We start from the raw sequence: 16,546 nt of genomic DNA, 5'->3' as shown, positions 1-16,546 counted from the left end.
CTTATGGAGTTGCTACTGGTTTCCATGACCAGCCACGGGATGTCAGAATACCTGGAGGATTTAGCATCAAGAATTTCAAACATCCTATCCGATTCCGGCATAACCCTTGAGATCAATGCTTGGCCCGGGGTATTCAAGCCTTCTCTCAAATGCTTCGACTGGGAGAGGGCTCAGTACGTGGCGCAGTGCCTGGTGGAGCAGCTTGACAAGCACTTCGCCGTCTTCAAGGCTGGTAGGAGAATCCTCGTGATCGGTATCGGCTACTTAGACGGTTATGAGTACGGGTTGAACTTCGTGTTCGGCGAGGCAGTCCCTTCTAAAGGAGTCGCTGTTGTCTTCTCGAAAAGATTGAAGCCGGAGTTCTACGGGGACGAACCGGACCCCGGCAAGTATTTGGAGAGGCTTGTGAAGGAAGTTGTGCACGAGCTGGGCCACTTATTGGGGCTTAAACATTGTGGAAATAGAGCCTGTGTTATGAGGTTCAGCAATAGCGTGAGAGAGGTTGACGAGAAAACAGCATTCTTCTGCCCCCAGTGCAAATCACTGCTTAAAACTTATATGTCAAGCACGAAGTAAGCCCTCCACTGATCAACATCCTTGAGAATCCGCATTAAACTGTAGGTTGGTGATTTAATCTCAACCCTTGCCTCGTGAATAGATGGGTTGAAAACCTCGCCTCTGCAAGCACCCCTGATCCTGTATTCCTCTCCAGCCTCCTTCTTCTCAATTTTAAACTCCCATATCTCTACCTGGTTACACATTACCCTCTCAGCATAGTATAGTACTAGGAGGTTCTCAAGCCACTTGTATAGAAGACTCTCCAGGTCAAAACCCTCGGCCTCCACAAGCCTTTCAACACTCCTGCTGATTTTGGAAGTATCCGTCATAGCTTCAAACAATGCCAGCCCAGAATTCTCAAACAACTCAATAATGCTCCTCCCATAGGCTCTCACATAAACATCGCTCATGTGCTCCAGAAACTCAAACCTCCCTGGTATTCCTCCAACAACTTTCTCCATCATTTAAAACACCCCGGGTCAAAACCCGATAATACTTATAATTCCCTGTAGACAATATATTTTCAAACACTTGAGGCGCGTTCTCATGCCTGAGAAGTTCGATTTCGAAACATACCATGAGTACATTGATAGAACGTTTAAACCAGACCCCGACAACCATGTAATCGCTGTCTTCAGGATTAAGCCAGCCCAGGGCTTCACAATAGATGATGCCGCGGGGGGAGTGGCTGCTGAAAGCAGTACGGGTACATGGACAACTATTTACAACTGGTATGATAGGGAGAGGGTTAGGAGGCTCAGCGGGAGGGCTTATGAGTTCTTGGACTTAAAGGATGGTTCATGGATCGTTAAGATAGCGTACCCGGTCGAGCTCTTTGAGGAAGGGAATATTCCAGGATTGTTGGCGAGCATTGCGGGAAATGTTTTCGGAATGAGACGGGTGGAGGGATTAAGGCTTGAGGATATATACCTGCCGGGAGGATTTCTCAAAGATTTCAAAGGCCCCTCCAAGGGTGTTGAAGGGGTAAGGGAGATCTTCAAGGTTAAAGACAGGCCGATCGTGGGCACTGTTCCGAAGCCGAAGGTTGGCTACTCGCCCGAAGAGGTTGAAAAACTCGCCACCGAGCTGTTAATGGGTGGTCTGGATTACATCAAGGACGATGAAAACCTGACAAGCCCGAAGTATTGTAGCTTCGAGGCAAGGGCCAAGGCTATAATGAAGGTTATTGACAAGGTCGAGAAGGAGACGGGTGAGAGGAAGGCCTGGTTTGCAAACATAACCGCTGACGTCAGGGAGATGGAGAAGAGGCTGAGGCTGGTGGCTGACTACGGGAATCCCTACGTAATGGTTGACGTAGTAGTGTCCGGCTGGGGAGTTTTAAACTACATCAGGGATCTCGCAGAGGAGTATGGTCTCGCCGTTCACGCTCACAGAGCAATGCACGCATCCTTTACGAGAAACCCCTACCACGGAATATCCATGTTCGTGCTGGCAAAGCTTTACAGGGTTATCGGGGTTGACCAGCTCCACGTTGGAACAGCGGGCGCTGGGAAGCTTGAGGGCGGAAAACTCGACGTTGTAAGGTGTGCGAGAATATTAAGAGAGGAGAGGTTCACGCCGGATCCGGAGGACCGGTTCCACCTCCCCCAGGACATGCACCATATCAAGCCGGCAATGCCTGTCTCCTCAGGCGGGTTACACCCAGGGAACCTGCCTCCCGTGATCGAGGCGTTGGGGACTAACATAGTGCTCCAGGTGGGGGGCGGGGTGGTTGGACACCCTGATGGACCTAGGGCCGGCGCAATGGCTGTTAGACAAGCGCTCGAAGCCGTTGTGAAAGGGATACCTCTCGACGAATACGCTGAATCACACAGGGAGCTTGCCCGGGCCCTGGAGAAATGGGGGTTTGTTAAACCAATATAGTTTTTTAACTCTCCTGGTAAACGTATGCAATATCTCCTATTACCAAGTAGTATTTCCTATCCTGTTCGGAATATATGACTGGCGCGTCAACCCTCCTAGCCAGCGCGTCAAAATCCTCTGCACTCTCCACGATGACTGTTTTAAACCGGTACTCGTCTACACGTGCTTTCACAATCCTTCTCTTAAACTTCTTCCCTCCCTGTGTTTTGAACACCCCGTAAGACCTGAGGGAGGTGTAACCCATTACCGCTGCCAGCAAGCCGGTGGTTAGTGTTGAAATGGTTGCCACGCTTCTAACAGTGGATACTCTAACGCTAAATCCTAATGGGAGGGTCATCGTGTTTTCAATGGTTTTCTTAACTTCTTCACCGTAGGATGAGGTCAAACCGCCTGTAGATATTTCCAGGAGATTGTATATCTTGTTGATGCTTAGCGCTATAAAAGGTTTCAACTCGTAGGAAGCGTTAACCCCTGTAGAGTATGCGGCATGAATCCTGAGGCTCAAAGTAGTGTTTGCGTCAAACCTCCACGAGCTTACCCGAACCTCCTTGTCTATAGCGTCCACTAAGCCTTCCAGCTCGCTGATGTTGAAGGAGCCTTTAACCACAACCCCCTCGCCCGTCTCAAGGATCTCGGGGGTTATTGCGAAGCTTTTACTCCACGTTGAAGTAGTTATTAAGAGGGCAGGTTCAACACTGTACGTAATGCTTGAAACCGGGCCTTTCGCTGTGTTATTGTACACTGCCCAGGATAAGTTGAAGACATAATCAACTTTCTCCGCCAGGGAAAGGTAGACTGTTGAATAGGTCACCACAGTCGCGTAATCATATATTAGCGAGGGCTTAACGAGGACGCTGTAGTAGGGTTGGGAATTGATATCCGCTGTCTTGTACGAGTTCTTGTAGGTAATGTAGGGCTGAAGCCTATAGCTCTCGGCGAGGTAGAAAGCACTGGTAGCAAAGACCAGGATAGACACAACTGTGAGAAGTAAGAGGAGGCTTTTAACAACCTTCCCTGAGAATAAGCGGTTTCTAGATAGGATTTTGCTCAAAACAATACAACTCCTTTCACAACATAGTAAACGTAAACAAGGGATAATAAAGCAAGCATCAGGGATACTAGTGAGGAGAAGCTGCGTAGAAAACCCAATAGAATAACTGTCGGCAACCCTACCAGCGGGATCACGGCTACAACTTTTCCAACAATGCTACCGCTGCAAGCCCACAAAGGATCGGGGCTTTCATTAGCATCCCCCCTTGTTACGAAGCAGTTGTTGCCTGATGGCTCAACGATCCGGTGAACAATAAGGCTTGAGTCCCCGGTGAAAACAATGACATCCCCTGTTTTCAGCTCGCCGGGTGAAACCGGTATTGCTACAACAACATCTCCAATATTGATTGAGGGAGTCATGCTGCCACTGCCCACTGCTAGCAGTCTCACCCCGAGGAGGAAGGAGCCGAGTAGTAAAATCGATAGCGCGATAAGCATGATTGAGAAGATTTTTGAAGAAGGTTTTCGAGCACGATATCCTGCAGGGACCGGGGCAGGCTTAGCCAGGGCGTACAGGGATCCTGAGAGCAGAATAGTCTGCAATGTTAATGTGAGAACACTTGTAAGAAGAGATGTAGAGGCAGGTATGACAGGGGATAGGTAGAAGAGACTAGCATAGGTTAATGCGTTCAATAACGAGGTTTTAAACCCGTACCTCCACGCTATGATCGATAAAACCGTGCTGTATGATGCAAAGGCAAGGTATTTTATAACCCAGTTTAAACCGGAGGGCACGCCCTCGAAAACATACGCGTATATGACTGCTAAGGGGAGTGCTGAAACAGCTGTGGCAAAAACAGAGTGGGAGTGTAAACGGGTTTTCACCGTGAGGAGGATTCTGGAAGACTCCGTGAAAAACACAGCTGTTAAAACCAGCATAGTCCTCAAGGCGAGCGTGAGAGGCGTTAAAAGTAAAGTGTTTAATCCAAACCCCCATATCAAGCCTGCTACTAGGAAAGATGCCAGGTATATAATCAAGGATAGAGCGTTGAAAGAATGCGACAAGTCCTCGCTCAACCCTTTCAGGTATGAATAGTTCACGCTAAAACCTATAAGAAAAATCATTGAAGGAATTAAGTAGTATGCGTTACTGTAAAGCATTTTGCCCGTGAACAGAATAATTAGGGCTGAAAAGGCTAGGGAGAAATATATGAATTGGATGTTTTCGATAAAAAAAGATCTGCTCATTTACACGCGCCTCGCAGGGGCTACTCTGGCCCTTGGATTGGGGTAACTGTGGACGGAGTATAATACTCGTTCCAAGCTATCGCGTCAAAGTATATTGTGAATGAGAGCGAAGCTCCCTGTGGAGCTGTCTGCAGTATTGTCAAATCGAAGCTTATGTCTGCTGACTGACAAGGATGTAGTTGCTTCCCGAAGTTGTCTCCCCACCATACTAGTATGTCGGGGTTTCCATCACCGTCTAAGTCAACTTCAACGCCTTGCTGCAGCTCACCCTCGTTTATCTCATAGTATTCGTGTCCGTCGAAGACAACTCTCCATATTTTCAAAGGTATTGTCCCATCATTGTGTACTTTGAAAGCTATGTGAGTATAGTACCATGGGTAAACGTTCACTAGGGTAACATTCATTGTGTCATAGTCTCCATCGCCGTCAGAATCTATTAGGGTGACGCTAGTGCACCCCACGTCCTTGTCGAGCTGGATGGCGCCTGGCATTGGGAGAAGGCTTGCGTTCCAGTCGTTCCCTTTGAACATTCCATAGCCCGGCGGAAGACCGCATGCGTCCAGCCAGATAGTTGGACCAGGCACGATCTCCCAATCAAGCTCTCCTGTTGACACGTAGCTGTTTGCTTTCAAGCTGTCAGTCCACATGGCTAGTCCTACGAGGACTGACACCCCTACGAGCGCTATGCTTAACATATACATTATGCTTTTATTCATTTGAATACACCTTATTACGTTGTTACGCTATGGTTTAATGCTTGCTATGAGCAAGCATTTCTCTCTGAAAAACTATGGAACCTCGTTCCACTGTGCGAACGTGAATTCCAGTTCGAACGAGTATGTTGTTAGCTCTTCGGCTTCCTGGTTCACAATTATGTGTATCCCTATAGGCAGGGATTCGCCTGGATGTATCTGAGTGTCCTCTGGAATGTCTAGGTAAACCGTCAATGGTTCCTCATCGTACTGTAGATTAGTATAGTTCAATAGTTTAACAGGTATCGTTCCAATATTACCAGCGTATAGTGTTATGAACGGTGCATAACCGGGGTATGCGTTGACCAGTGTGATGTTAACCTTGATAACGTTTTGCTCGTCATCGTAGATCTCCGGCGTTACAATGCACTGCGCTACATTCTTACCTTCCTCGTTATGGAAGGGTTCGCCAGCCTGGGGGTCTGGGCCCTGGTCCGAACACGTCCACTCGGTCCAGGCAACTCTTACCTCGCCAGTCTCGATATAAGTGTTTATCCACAATGTCTCCATCCACATAGCTGTTGCCACTCCTAGAGCTAGGAGCATTAACCCTATGAAGGTTAAGCCCATTATAGTTGATATAGATTTCATACATTACACCTTTCGGTTTGGGTTATTGTAAGCAGCTTTTAAAACACTAGTGCAGAAGTATTATGTATTAACCATATGTATTAACTATACATATTAAACCACTATTATCCTAACCCTTCTCTCCGGAGAATTGGATGAGGCTAGCCTTTCAACTACATCTTGTATTCTCTTGTTTCTCAAAACAATCAATAAGGGCATGCCCGTGTCGTCTGAGACAAGCAGTGAGTACGCGAGATTTCGAATTAAATACTGGGAGACAACTGCCTCGTTTAAAGATACTAGAAGGTGTTCAACACCCCCGTATCCCACTGTGAGGTGGATGTATGTTAACCCGGTTTTACCTATCACCGACCTGTAGGAAACCGTGAACTCCTGCGAGCCCATGGTCTTCTTGAAAACATCCCTGTAGAAGACGAGCTCGTCGCTCAGCAAATCCCTCTTACTGTTCAATACATCGTTGATGTTTTTCAACTTTTCAAGAAGTTCTATCCCTTTAGGGGTGATCGCGTACGCTATGTTCCTGTTATCTTCAAACCTTTCTACAAGACCGAGCTTTACCATCCACTCCAGGTACTTGTTAAGATTGCTACTGTTCAGGTTTGAGGCATAGAGGATATGGGTTTTAAGAGCTTTCTCCTCTCTTGCTATATAGTCTAGGATTTTTTCAACTATGTCGATTCGCGTTCTATTACTCAAGCATTAAACCTTCGTTAATCATTTAAATAATAAATGCATTTATCTACCTATAAAGCTTCCGTATATCTAATACATTTTAAAAAAGAAGTTAGTTATTTTTTATGAGAAATTGTTTAATCAACCATCACAGTGTATTTTAATAACCTGAAACTATCTCCACAGTGATCTCAGCATTGCTCAGCCCGAGCTCTACATAGAGCCATGCAACCATTTTATAACCTGGCTTAACCAGCACAGGATACCCTGCTAGGTAACCGTTCACGGGTAGGTCAGAGCACCTAACCCCTCCCCAGTAGGGCATGTAGCCTATGCCTGTTTTAACAGGCTCATATAGGTATGATATTGGGGTTAACTCGTATTCTCCTGAAGTATCGTTGATCTTGACCTCCATGTTCTCCAAGTAGAGGCTGGCTTCCTTATTATTCTCTATTACCAGCCCTATCCACAAGTATTCAACAACCCTGCTTCCAATAAGTATGTGTAAGGTGTCGTTGCTTGGCGACAAGAATGTTAAATCATAGCCTAGGCATCCATCACATCTGTAGCGTGCGAAAACCTTCCAGGACCCTATCTCCAAATACCCGGGGAACATGTGGATGTAGACGTTGGCTTTCAAAGTATCGCTCCATAAGCCATACCCGACGCCTATTAGTAGGATTGAAAGCAGGAACATCATGACTATGAAAACGTTTGTCAAAATACAAACACCTTGGTTTAAGATCACGCTTCAACTATTAATAAAGCAAGCGTATCTTTCATACATATGGATAGTACTCATCCTGGTTGAAACATGTTCCAGGACAGAAAGCACGCGACTGTTAGCAGTAATTACTCATTTCCTAGTAGCTGGGGCAAAGATATTTATTGGAATATGTTTCAAGTTTAAATTAGGGTTTAACCATGCCTAGACGGTGCTGTCATCGCTGGGGACGGTATAGGGTTAGGGCGCAGGTCGAGAGTAGCCTGGGCGTCACGGATATTTTCTACCTGCCTGTGAAGCCCGTTGCCGGCTTCAACCCGGGTGAGTGCGTTGAGATCTATGATTTCGAGATCGAGGCTTTCTCACTGGTTCACTACCAGGGTTTAACCACGGACGAGGCCTCGGAGAGGTTGAAGCTGTCTAAAACAACTTTTTGGCGAATACTAGAGCAGGCAAGGTTTAAGCTGGCTAAAGCGCTCATCGAGCATAAGCCTATTAGGGTTGTTTCGTCGAAACAGGAGTCGGGAGGGTCGAGTCCGTAGATTGAAATATGTTTCTTATTTCAGCGGAAAAATCCTTAAACATATAAAGGTATTTGAAACATATTTCTAATACGGTGTAAAAATGGATTGGCGTTGGATAAGGTCTTGGAAACCACATCCTGGAAAAGGGCCGTGGAGCAATCTACCACCCTGGGAGAGACCAGGCTGGTATTTCGGAAGAGGATGGTGCAGGCTGTGGACCACTACTCCGCTTCCACCGGTAAGCAACGAGGATGAGGCAAAGTATCTGGAGGAGCTGAGGAAATACCTAACCGAAGTCGTCTTGAAGGAAATAGATAAGAGGCTTGAAGAGCTCAGGAATAGGGAGGCAGGGTTGAAATGAGCAGTGAGTCCTCTAGCATTCAACCATTCATGGTAGCCGCGCCAGTGGTAAAGGTTGGGAGCGAGTACTATTTAACCCCTCACTTTGGGCGGGCGCCCTTCTTCGCCATAGTTCAGGTAGCAGGGAATGATTACAGGATTCTAGAGATTATTGAGAACCCCCATGTAAGGCATGAGCATGGCAGGGGGAGCAGGGTGATAGAGATGCTGACTTCACGGGGCGTAGACTCCGTAATAGTGCTCGGAATAGGTTATGGAGCATTCCGCTTGCTAAGGGAGAGCGGTGTTAAAATATACTATGTGCCGGTGGAGGGTGCTACGGGAAGCTTGGTGCCGCTTGGCAAAGCTGTTGAAATGTTCGTGAACAAACAGTTGGAGGAAGCATTAGAGCCCAGGGAGCTTGATTAATAAAATTCTGCTCGAATCGATCACCTAAACTCGAACTGGCTCAGCATTTTCAACCTTCCTCCTTAAACGCTTGATTAAAAATGCTACTGCCGCAGCCAGTATTAAGGCGAGACCTGCGATCACTATGTAGGGTATCCAGCTGTACATCTTGATCAGGAATATGCTGGTATCCACGAGCTCTATCTTAACACGGCTTACAATAACATCGCTGGACTCCTGCTCAAGCACTGTTAAAACACCCCTGGTGTAAGAGACTCTTGCACCATCGCTTGTCGTGTACTTGCCCGTGTACGAAGGATTTATCAACACCTCCTTAGACTCAGGGGTGAGGGCTGAAACATCTCTTTCAATATTTGTTGAAAACGTAAACCCGAGAAGCAGGAGTGCTGAGATTAATTGGCATTTCTGCTCATCGCCTTTCTCAAGATTTTCAAGCGCTAGAGAATACTTGACAATAGTGCCGTTAACATCCTTAACTGTGAGCCTGATCCTGTACACGCACTCGGTTCCTCCAATATTCAGGGACGCCCTGTAGGAGGCCCAGTCTCCCTGGTGGTATACAACGTTCTCAGCGTTCACTGAGACCGTTGCAGAAACTGTGAGCAATATTGCGAACAGGGTAATTGTAAGCTTAAACCATGCATGCCTCACTGGTAGACACCCAGCATTATTAACAGGCAACGTACATAAAAAGTGTTTCCAGAACTGAACACTATCGTATCTTTTTATCAAACCATCACTGATCTGCGTTGTTCCCCCACTCTGCATGGATAGGGAAGTTGTCTATCTCTTAATCTCAAACAAGCCCTGTGTTAACCTGGTTTTAAACCATAACATGATATTCGATAATTGGTTGTGGCATGTTTGTGGGAAAAGTTTATTAGTAAAACAAAACAAGTATCAACCATTAAAGGAGGCCTTATCAATGTACTATTTAGTGAAGACTAGGCTACTCCTACTACTCCTCCTACTAATAGGTCTCACGGCTCTCGGATGCGCAAGAATAACCCACGGTAGAACCATTAATGTACCAGGCGACTATCCCGAGATTCAAGCAGCCGTTGACAACGCTGAGAGAGGAGACATCATAATAGTCTCAAGAGGGGTGTACATGGGTTTCACAGTATCGAAGAGCTTAACGATAATTGGCACAAGCCCTGCCGAGGTAGTTGTAAATGGTAGAATAGTTGTTGAAGCAGATGACGTTCACATCTCTTCTCTAAAGGTTTTACTGGAAAACCCTACTTCAGGCCTCGACTCAGCGGTAAAGTTGTTTGGCAGGGGGATAGTTCTAGCCAACATCATCGTAGAGAGCGGTGCTAGCGGTGTTCAAGTGGGTGATGCAAGCCGCACGGAGGGGGTAGTCTCCCTGGAATCTGTTCAAATAAGCGCCGGCGGGGCTGAGACATACGGTACTCCCTCAGGCGTGTGGGGGGTGTGCAATAGTTTAACAATAACCTACTCAACAATACAGGTGTCAAACGGCATAGGCGTGTCAGGTTGCGGCAACACCGATATATTTTCAAGCAGTATCTCTGCAGGAAAGACGGCCTTGAAGATTGGAGCCGGAACGGTTAAATCATCCGTAATATCTTCCACAAACGAGAACGCAGTAACGCTCACGGGATCAAACGCGTTTGTAGAGGAGAACGAGATAACGGGGAAGATAGGGATTGATATACCTCAAACATCTTTAAGCAGCAACGAGATTAGAGGAAATAAGATAACAGGGAGTGACATAGGAGTTAGATTGGTTGGAAGATATAATATCATCCACCACAACACCATCAGCGGAAACCACGCGATCCAGCTACACGGTGACTATAATCAAATATCATACAACTACTTATCAGGCGGTAGAGGTGTTCACGCGGCTAACGGGCATGGAAACACCATATCCTTCAACCTAGTAAACATGACAGGCTGGGTTGGCATTTACATGTCAGAGTATACTTCGGAAAACCTCATATTCGGCAACACGTTTTGGTACTGCTACAACTATAACGCCGCGGATGACAGCGGGTTCAACCAGTGGTACCTGGAGAATGAGACACATAGAGTAGGGAACTACTGGTATGATCACACGGGTCCGGATGCCGACTCCGATGGAATAGTTGACCAACCTTACATCATTCCCTCTTCAACAGGTAAGCAATCAGTCGACAAGTATCCATTGGCGAACCCCATCATCCCACCATACGCATCGCTAACTGCTACCACGTCGAGCACCACCACCCTAACAACTTATTCGCCGACGACCACTAGCACGGAAACCTCTCAGACAAGTATGACGGAACAGGAGGCCCCAGGTGGTGAAACAATAACATATGTTGCAATATCCGCTATAATTCTGCTAATGCTAGCCCTGATCCTCTTGTTTAAAAAAGTGAGAAGATAGTTTAAATAGCCCTAGACACGTTTTCACGTCTAGGGCCTTTCTTGAATGCTTAAGCGTTAAACCAGCATAGGTTAACGGCAATTAACTTCCCTCGGGGTGAATACGTTTACCTATTATGAGCGATAATGACAAAGTCGTGGCCCCTTAACGATTTCATCTCGACATGGTTATTGCTGGAAGCTTCCCTGAACAATTTTCCTACACAGTCTGAAACATCTGCCTCCTCCCCTGTAAGGTTGAACAACCCGGTAACTTTATCCCCTTGCAACCATCTCTCCACAACCAGTACTTTATCGTTGCAGAGCCATGTCCGTGTGAAGCCATACCTCACTGCTGTGTGTTTCCTGCGTGTTTCAACAGCTTCAAGATAGGTGGTGAGAACCTCCTCATCCCATTCTCTACGATCCCACTTCATGAGCCTCCTGTTGTCCGGGTCGTTCCCCCCTTCAAGCCCTACCTCATCCCCGTAGTATATTGCCAGGGAACCCGGGAGAATGTTCAACAGGTTTATCAACAGCTTCAGCAACGTCTTATCTTTTTTCACTAGTTCAATGATTCTCGGAGTGTCGTGTGAGCCTAGGAGGTTGTAGAGCATGGTGGCTTGGTAGACGGGGTGGGAGGCTAGGATCTCCCCGATTTTCGCAACCATTTCCCGAGGGCTGAGATCGCCCTTAACAAGCGTTCCCAGGAGGATGTATCTGAGCCAGTAGTTCATGTAGGAGTCCATGTAATCCCTGTAAAGGAACGGGTGGTCGCATACCTCGCCGATGATGACGACATCCTTTGAATTCTTCTTAACAGCCCTGTAGAAGGCTTGCATCCAAGTATCCATTACACCGTGCGCAACATCTATTCTAAAGCCTCTGACGCCTCTCCCAATCCATGATTCGGCTACGTGGATGAAATACTTTAGGGTCTCAGGGTTTTCATGGTTAATCCTGGGCATTGCCCAGACAGTGTAGAAGGCCTCGTAGAAAGGCCTCCTATACCCTGCTCTAAAAATTAGGTTCCTTAACCCTTGATAATTGCATTCCTCAATCAACTTGACAGCCTGGCTTAAGAAGTCCTGGCTGGGTTTTTCAAGAAAGATGAACCAGTCCCAGTAGTCGGATTTCTCACGCCTGGTGAGAGCGTCCCGGAAAAACTGGTGGCAAACCCCCATATGGTGGAGTGTGATGTCAAGAACTATTTTTATGCCCTTCTCCTCGGCTTTCCTGACAAGCTCTTCGAAATCCTCAATTGAGCCGAGGTAGGGGTCAACGCCAAGGTAGTCTTTAACATCATACCTGTGGTAGCTACCGGCTGGAAATATTGGGGTTAGATAAATAGCCTCGGCTCCGAGGCTGACAACGTGGTCGAGCTTCTCCGTAACACCTTTCAAATCCCCGCCTAAATACCCGTGGCTCCTAGGAGCGGTGTCAGGCACTTTTACAGGGGGATCGTTTGACCGGTCGGCGTTGTAGAAGCTGTCGACGAAGATGTGGTAGTACACTGCGCCCATGTACCACGCTGGCTTGTCGAAGCCTTTAATATCGCCTGTGTAAACCTGAATAGGCTGCACCCTCTCCCCTACCCCGTTAAAACCATACGAGAACTCCTCCCCAGGGGCCTCGAGCCTGAAATAGTATGTGATGGCTTTCCCAGGCTTCTCCACAGGGACGTGGTGTTCGAAAACCTTCTCAAACCCTGTCTCATAAACCACCGACGCATCGTATTCTTCATTATTGACGACCAGTATGGATTTCAAAACCTTAACACCGGTTCTAAGCCTGAAAACATAGTGGTCGAGATGCCTGTGCAGGAATACTTCATCATTCTCATCGTGAACCACGTAATCCCTCGGATCCACGGGCGGCTTCAACTCCAGCCTACTCCCTTTGAAAGCGTTCTCCTCCAGCGTCATAACGTTTGGAAGGAGGATTGTATCCGGGTTTTCAGGGTCTAGGATGTTGGTGAAATCGTTGTCCACGACGAACCCGTAGCCATATACTCCTGGAAACAGCTCAAGAACAGTGAAACCCCTGCCCCCTTTCTTGGCAAGCCTTTTGAAGCCTGGGAACCAGCTTGTGAAATTACCTACCAGGTATATTCTCCTAGCGTTCTCGGGCCATTCACGGGAAAACTCTACTAGGAACCCTCTGGCACGCCCACTACTTATCATCCTCCGCCCTAGGAGCCTGAACAATCCCATCACTCCTGGCAATTTTAAGCTGTCAAAGTAATTCACATTCATCAACGGTAATTAAACGTTTAACTATAAACCAGTATACCCTCTAACAATATGTCAACGCTTCAATAATGTTTAACAATGACCTCTGGAAACCAGGGAGGCCCGTCATTATCTGGGAGTAAGGCAGCGCCGGGGGCGGGATTTGAACCCGCGCGGGCGTGCGCCCACTGGCTCTCAAGGCCAGCCCCTTAGACCGCTCGGGCACCCCGGCTCCTATTATGGTTCTAGGTATAGGAGAATATAACCTTTTTTACTACGGGCTTCAACAACCCTGTAGGTCTCCGCCGCCTTTCTCCTCAGGTAGTCACCTCCTCTGGCTAGAACAAACTGTGCGAACCCTCCCGGCGCTAAATGGTTAGCCGCTCCCAGCACTATTTCCTCAACAATCCTCATGCCTGCTGACAAGGGAGGGTTGGAGTATATCGCGTTGAAAACCTTATCCTTTACAGGCTCATACCTGTCTCCCTGCAGGATTAAAACCCTGTCCCTAACCCTGTTTAACACCGCGTTGTGCTCGGCTGTTTTAACGGCAAGCGGGTTCACATCTGTCATGTAAACCCTGAGCCTCGGGTTGAGCTTAGCTAGCACAATACCTATCACGCCGTACCCGCATCCGACATCTAAAACCTCTCCCTCAGCAGGGGTTTTGATGTTTTCAAGCAGGAGCCTCGTCCCCTCGTCCACCTGCTTGCCCGAGAAAAGGCTCGTGTATGAGACGAACTCGAAAGTGTGCCCGTGTATTGTGAAGGGGATTAAAACCTTCTCTCCGGGTTTACCGGGCTTGAAATAATGCATTAGCTAGCCCTTTCCACCGGTCTTCCAGAACCTGGGGTACACGCCAGTAGGCATTAAAACCCTCTTCGTCTTTGCAACTATGCCTTTCTCCATCGAAGCTATTTCGCGAGCATTCTTCAACGCCTTGGCCAGGGCGACCAGTTCTCCCTTAAGCGTGAAAACAGCCACGGTAGCCCCTGCTGAAACGTTCTCGGTAAGCCTTACCACGCCGGGGGCTGCTAGGCTTGCTCCGTGAGCGATCGCGTCAACAGCTAAGTCATTGATCACTATCTTAGGAAGGTGTGTCACCGCTGTCTCAACTGGCAGGATTATTCTTCTAAGCATCCTCTCATCTTTTTCAAACCTCCAGAGGTACAGTGCCTCGCTGACATCCTGGAGTTTTACAAGTGTTTCATCCTCCCTGTAGGGGCCTGTCCTCGTCCTCCTCAACTCCCTCATGTGAGCCCCTACCCCGGTGTATAACCCAATATCGTGCGCGAGCTTTCTCATGTATGTTCCAGGATCGCATGAAGCCTTGACGAGAGCGAACCTGTCCTTGAAGTCGATGAGCTCTATCTCGTGAATCCTCCTGGTTCTCAAAACTCTTTTCACGCTTGACCTGAGGGGCGGTCTCTGATATATTTCGCCGGTGAAGTATTTCAATGCTTCAGTAAGCTTCCCGATCTCCACGTCCCCGTGGAACTGTATCACCATCACGTACTCCTTAACCGAGTGGACGACGTTGCCAATAACCTTTGTGCTATTGTCCAGCCCTACCGGTAAGACACCGGTCACCTTGGGGTTTCCCCGCCCCGCGCGGGCTCTAGGGTACCCCCGTGACCGGCTTTGTCAATGTTGAACAGCTTCTTAACCCATGCTACAACCTCGTGGCTGGTTGGGCCCGGAGGCTTATCCAGGTTTATCACGCCGTACGATATGTGTTCTTCAATGCTTCTCTCGTACGGGAGCTTCCCGTGTGAAGGGTCTGTTTCAACATCTCTGAGGATTATCCACTTATTCTCGTAGCCGGCTTTCCTGGTTATGTAGTCTATAAACTCCACGCCTTTAGCGGCTAAGCTCATAAAACATGAACACCTTGTAAACAAAATATTTTGTTAACAGCTTAAATAGGAGAGAGCTTTGGCTTAACAACCTGTGTCATAAAGTCTGTTAAGCCTGAGGCGCCGATGGCTTTTAAAACATCCTCGTCGCTAGCGCCTTTCGGGATGTTCACGATCTTGTCGGTTGGCTCAATATGCTTTATATTGGTCTTCCTCCTCCTAACCCCGGTTAAGGACTTGGGGCCTGTCACGATTACGAAGTTTTCATCAACAATGTCGACAACCACGCATTTACGTCCAGCCTCCCTACCAGCAACCTTAACACATATCCTGCCTATTTCAATAGCCGGCATGGGTAAACACCTCTATATATCTCCTAATCGTTTAACCACGATCTCCCTTTAAAACCTTATCTATAACAGTCCTAATGATCTGAAAGGCCTCGTCAACCCCTATTATCTTTGTATTGATTACGACGTCGAAGATGGATAAGTCGTCGAGGTCTATGCCGTAAAACTCCATGAACCTTTTCCTCTGTGCGTTCTCCCTGATAATTGTCTCCCTGTAAGCCTTCTCCAAGGGTATGTTATCCCTGCCTGCAATCCTGAGGATCCTGAGAGATACTGGCGCGGTAACAAGTATTTTAACATCCATCATGTCCGAGACAATCCATGCTGAGAGATGCCCGTCCAGTACGATGTTGTCCTCCCTGGCAACCTCCATGGTCCTCCTATCTATTTCCAAGTCTATCCTTGGATCCTTCACGGCCAGCAGGCTGAGCTCCTCAAGGGATAGCCCCCTGGATCTCGCGTACTCCCTGAATATCTCGCCCGCGGAGAAGTATTTCAACCCGTAGTGCTCCGCAATCTTCTTAGCCTGAGTAGTCTTCCCGCTACCCGGGGGGCCGCTGACCGCTATTCTAACCAAGACCCGTGGCACTCTCCTTTAGAGTTGGGACAAGGCTGGCTGAGCCGCTACAGCTGCGCTCTAACCGCTTCCCTCAGCCCTCTTGCAAGGCAGTCGGGGCAGACAACGCCGCCGTACATTCTCTCAGGTCTCTTCTCGGTTTTAGCAAGCTTGGACATCTTGGAGGGCCTGAGCGAGGGGACACCGTTCAAGGGTTTCCCGCAAACCGAGCACTTGGCAACGCCTGGCCTCCTCTTCTCGTAGTGAACCACTACCCTGCCGGACGGTGTTCTAACGCTTACCCTTCTCCAGCTCCTTGTCCTGAGCATTGGGCGCGGCATGAGTGATCACCGTAAGCAGGCTTAGCCTATTGTTTCATGAATATTGTAAGGATTTCTTAAATTTTATGGAGGAGATGGCTCCTCGGAGAGCTTAACCTTCTTGTTAACGAAGTAGAGGGGTAGGG

The 16,546-nt window shown here is 47.9% G+C and carries 21 protein-coding genes and 1 tRNA gene; 6 read left to right on the top strand and 16 right to left on the bottom strand.

The window, feature by feature from the left end:
* Positions 1 to 3: 3 nt before the first annotated feature.
* Positions 4 to 576 carry an archaemetzincin family Zn-dependent metalloprotease gene (locus AC3OH0_RS01565; protein WP_498344510.1) on the top strand — a complete coding sequence of 191 codons (573 nt, stop codon included), beginning with the start codon at positions 4 to 6 and terminating at the stop codon, positions 574 to 576.
* Here the strand turns inward: AC3OH0_RS01565 and AC3OH0_RS01560 are convergent.
* On the bottom strand, positions 555 to 1,022 hold the full coding sequence (locus AC3OH0_RS01560) for an archease (protein WP_498344509.1): 468 nt from the start codon (positions 1,020 to 1,022) through the stop codon (positions 555 to 557). The genes AC3OH0_RS01565 and AC3OH0_RS01560 overlap by 22 nt on opposite strands.
* Positions 1,023 to 1,104: 82 nt before the next feature.
* Between AC3OH0_RS01560 and rbcL the strand changes: the two genes are divergently transcribed.
* Complete coding sequence (gene rbcL / locus AC3OH0_RS01555; RefSeq protein ID WP_498344508.1) at positions 1,105 to 2,442, top strand: type III ribulose-bisphosphate carboxylase; 1,338 nt, start codon at positions 1,105 to 1,107, stop codon at positions 2,440 to 2,442.
* 4 nt (positions 2,443 to 2,446) lie between these two features.
* On the opposite strand, the gene AC3OH0_RS01550 is transcribed toward rbcL, so the two are convergent.
* The 6 genes from AC3OH0_RS01550 to AC3OH0_RS01525 form a co-directional block, all read right to left on the bottom strand.
* Complete coding sequence (locus AC3OH0_RS01550; protein ID WP_193436561.1) at positions 2,447 to 3,493, bottom strand: hypothetical protein; 1,047 nt, start codon at positions 3,491 to 3,493, stop codon at positions 2,447 to 2,449.
* Positions 3,490 to 4,680, bottom strand: coding sequence for a signal peptidase I (locus tag AC3OH0_RS01545; RefSeq protein WP_498344507.1), 1,191 nt, complete (start codon positions 4,678 to 4,680; stop codon positions 3,490 to 3,492). The genes AC3OH0_RS01550 and AC3OH0_RS01545 overlap by 4 nt, the downstream gene beginning before the upstream one ends.
* 20 nt (positions 4,681 to 4,700) lie before the next feature.
* Positions 4,701 to 5,396, bottom strand: a complete 696-nt coding sequence (locus tag AC3OH0_RS01540; protein ID WP_193436559.1) for a hypothetical protein — start codon at positions 5,394 to 5,396, stop codon at positions 4,701 to 4,703.
* A gap of 72 nt (positions 5,397 to 5,468) precedes the next feature.
* Positions 5,469 to 6,023: a hypothetical protein gene (locus AC3OH0_RS01535; RefSeq protein ID WP_193436558.1), complete on the bottom strand. Its 555-nt coding sequence runs from the start codon at positions 6,021 to 6,023 to the stop codon at positions 5,469 to 5,471.
* A 93-nt stretch (positions 6,024 to 6,116) separates the two neighbouring features.
* Entirely contained in the window at positions 6,117 to 6,719 is a 603-nt protein-coding gene (locus AC3OH0_RS01530) for a winged helix-turn-helix domain-containing protein (RefSeq protein ID WP_193436557.1), read from the bottom strand.
* A 136-nt stretch (positions 6,720 to 6,855) separates the two neighbouring features.
* On the bottom strand, positions 6,856 to 7,416 hold the full coding sequence (locus AC3OH0_RS01525) for a hypothetical protein (RefSeq protein WP_498344506.1): 561 nt from the start codon (positions 7,414 to 7,416) through the stop codon (positions 6,856 to 6,858).
* Between the two features lie 203 nt (positions 7,417 to 7,619).
* Between AC3OH0_RS01525 and AC3OH0_RS01520 the strand changes: the two genes are divergently transcribed.
* From AC3OH0_RS01520 to AC3OH0_RS01510, 3 genes are all read left to right on the top strand, one after another.
* Positions 7,620 to 7,961: a DUF134 domain-containing protein gene (locus AC3OH0_RS01520; protein ID WP_193436555.1), complete on the top strand. Its 342-nt coding sequence runs from the start codon at positions 7,620 to 7,622 to the stop codon at positions 7,959 to 7,961.
* A gap of 82 nt (positions 7,962 to 8,043) precedes the next feature.
* On the top strand, positions 8,044 to 8,304 hold the full coding sequence (locus AC3OH0_RS01515; protein ID WP_193436554.1) for a DUF5320 domain-containing protein: 261 nt from the start codon (positions 8,044 to 8,046) through the stop codon (positions 8,302 to 8,304).
* Positions 8,301 to 8,711, top strand: a complete 411-nt coding sequence (locus tag AC3OH0_RS01510; protein WP_193436553.1) for a NifB/NifX family molybdenum-iron cluster-binding protein — start codon at positions 8,301 to 8,303, stop codon at positions 8,709 to 8,711. Before AC3OH0_RS01515 ends, AC3OH0_RS01510 begins: the two co-directional genes overlap by 4 nt.
* A 24-nt stretch (positions 8,712 to 8,735) precedes the next feature.
* On the opposite strand, the gene AC3OH0_RS01505 is transcribed toward AC3OH0_RS01510, so the two are convergent.
* Positions 8,736 to 9,362, bottom strand: coding sequence for a hypothetical protein (locus AC3OH0_RS01505; protein ID WP_193436552.1), 627 nt, complete (start codon positions 9,360 to 9,362; stop codon positions 8,736 to 8,738).
* 274 nt (positions 9,363 to 9,636) lie between these two features.
* On the opposite strand from AC3OH0_RS01505, the gene AC3OH0_RS01500 reads away from it, so the two are divergent.
* Positions 9,637 to 11,109, top strand: a complete 1,473-nt coding sequence (locus tag AC3OH0_RS01500) for a right-handed parallel beta-helix repeat-containing protein (protein ID WP_498344505.1) — start codon at positions 9,637 to 9,639, stop codon at positions 11,107 to 11,109.
* Between the two features lie 106 nt (positions 11,110 to 11,215).
* Here AC3OH0_RS01500 and AC3OH0_RS01495 read toward each other — a convergent pair whose 3' ends face one another.
* From AC3OH0_RS01495 to AC3OH0_RS01460, 8 genes are all read right to left on the bottom strand, one after another.
* On the bottom strand, positions 11,216 to 13,294 hold the full coding sequence (locus AC3OH0_RS01495; RefSeq protein WP_498344504.1) for an alpha-amylase family glycosyl hydrolase: 2,079 nt from the start codon (positions 13,292 to 13,294) through the stop codon (positions 11,216 to 11,218).
* 172 nt (positions 13,295 to 13,466) lie between these two features.
* Positions 13,467 to 13,550: transfer RNA gene (locus tag AC3OH0_RS01490), tRNA-Ser, on the bottom strand.
* 5 nt (positions 13,551 to 13,555) lie between these two features.
* On the bottom strand, positions 13,556 to 14,134 hold the full coding sequence (locus AC3OH0_RS01485) for a class I SAM-dependent methyltransferase (protein ID WP_193436549.1): 579 nt from the start codon (positions 14,132 to 14,134) through the stop codon (positions 13,556 to 13,558).
* 3 nt (positions 14,135 to 14,137) lie between these two features.
* On the bottom strand, positions 14,138 to 14,908 hold the full coding sequence (locus tag AC3OH0_RS01480) for an RNA-guided pseudouridylation complex pseudouridine synthase subunit Cbf5 (RefSeq protein ID WP_227410901.1): 771 nt from the start codon (positions 14,906 to 14,908) through the stop codon (positions 14,138 to 14,140).
* On the bottom strand, positions 14,905 to 15,195 hold the full coding sequence (locus AC3OH0_RS01475; protein WP_227410900.1) for a tRNA pseudouridine synthase A: 291 nt from the start codon (positions 15,193 to 15,195) through the stop codon (positions 14,905 to 14,907). The genes AC3OH0_RS01480 and AC3OH0_RS01475 overlap by 4 nt, the downstream gene beginning before the upstream one ends.
* 41 nt (positions 15,196 to 15,236) lie before the next feature.
* Entirely contained in the window at positions 15,237 to 15,527 is a 291-nt protein-coding gene (locus tag AC3OH0_RS01470) for a 50S ribosomal protein L14e (RefSeq protein ID WP_498344503.1), read from the bottom strand.
* 31 nt (positions 15,528 to 15,558) lie between these two features.
* Positions 15,559 to 16,101 carry a (d)CMP kinase gene (gene cmk, locus AC3OH0_RS01465; RefSeq protein WP_193436877.1) on the bottom strand — a complete coding sequence of 181 codons (543 nt, stop codon included), beginning with the start codon at positions 16,099 to 16,101 and terminating at the stop codon, positions 15,559 to 15,561.
* A 47-nt stretch (positions 16,102 to 16,148) separates the two neighbouring features.
* Positions 16,149 to 16,421 carry a 50S ribosomal protein L34e gene (locus AC3OH0_RS01460; RefSeq protein WP_193436547.1) on the bottom strand — a complete coding sequence of 91 codons (273 nt, stop codon included), beginning with the start codon at positions 16,419 to 16,421 and terminating at the stop codon, positions 16,149 to 16,151.
* Positions 16,422 to 16,546: the final 125 nt, after the last annotated feature.

This window comes from Thermosphaera sp., from assembly GCF_059755995.1.
This window is presented reverse-complemented; position numbering and strand designations above follow the sequence as displayed.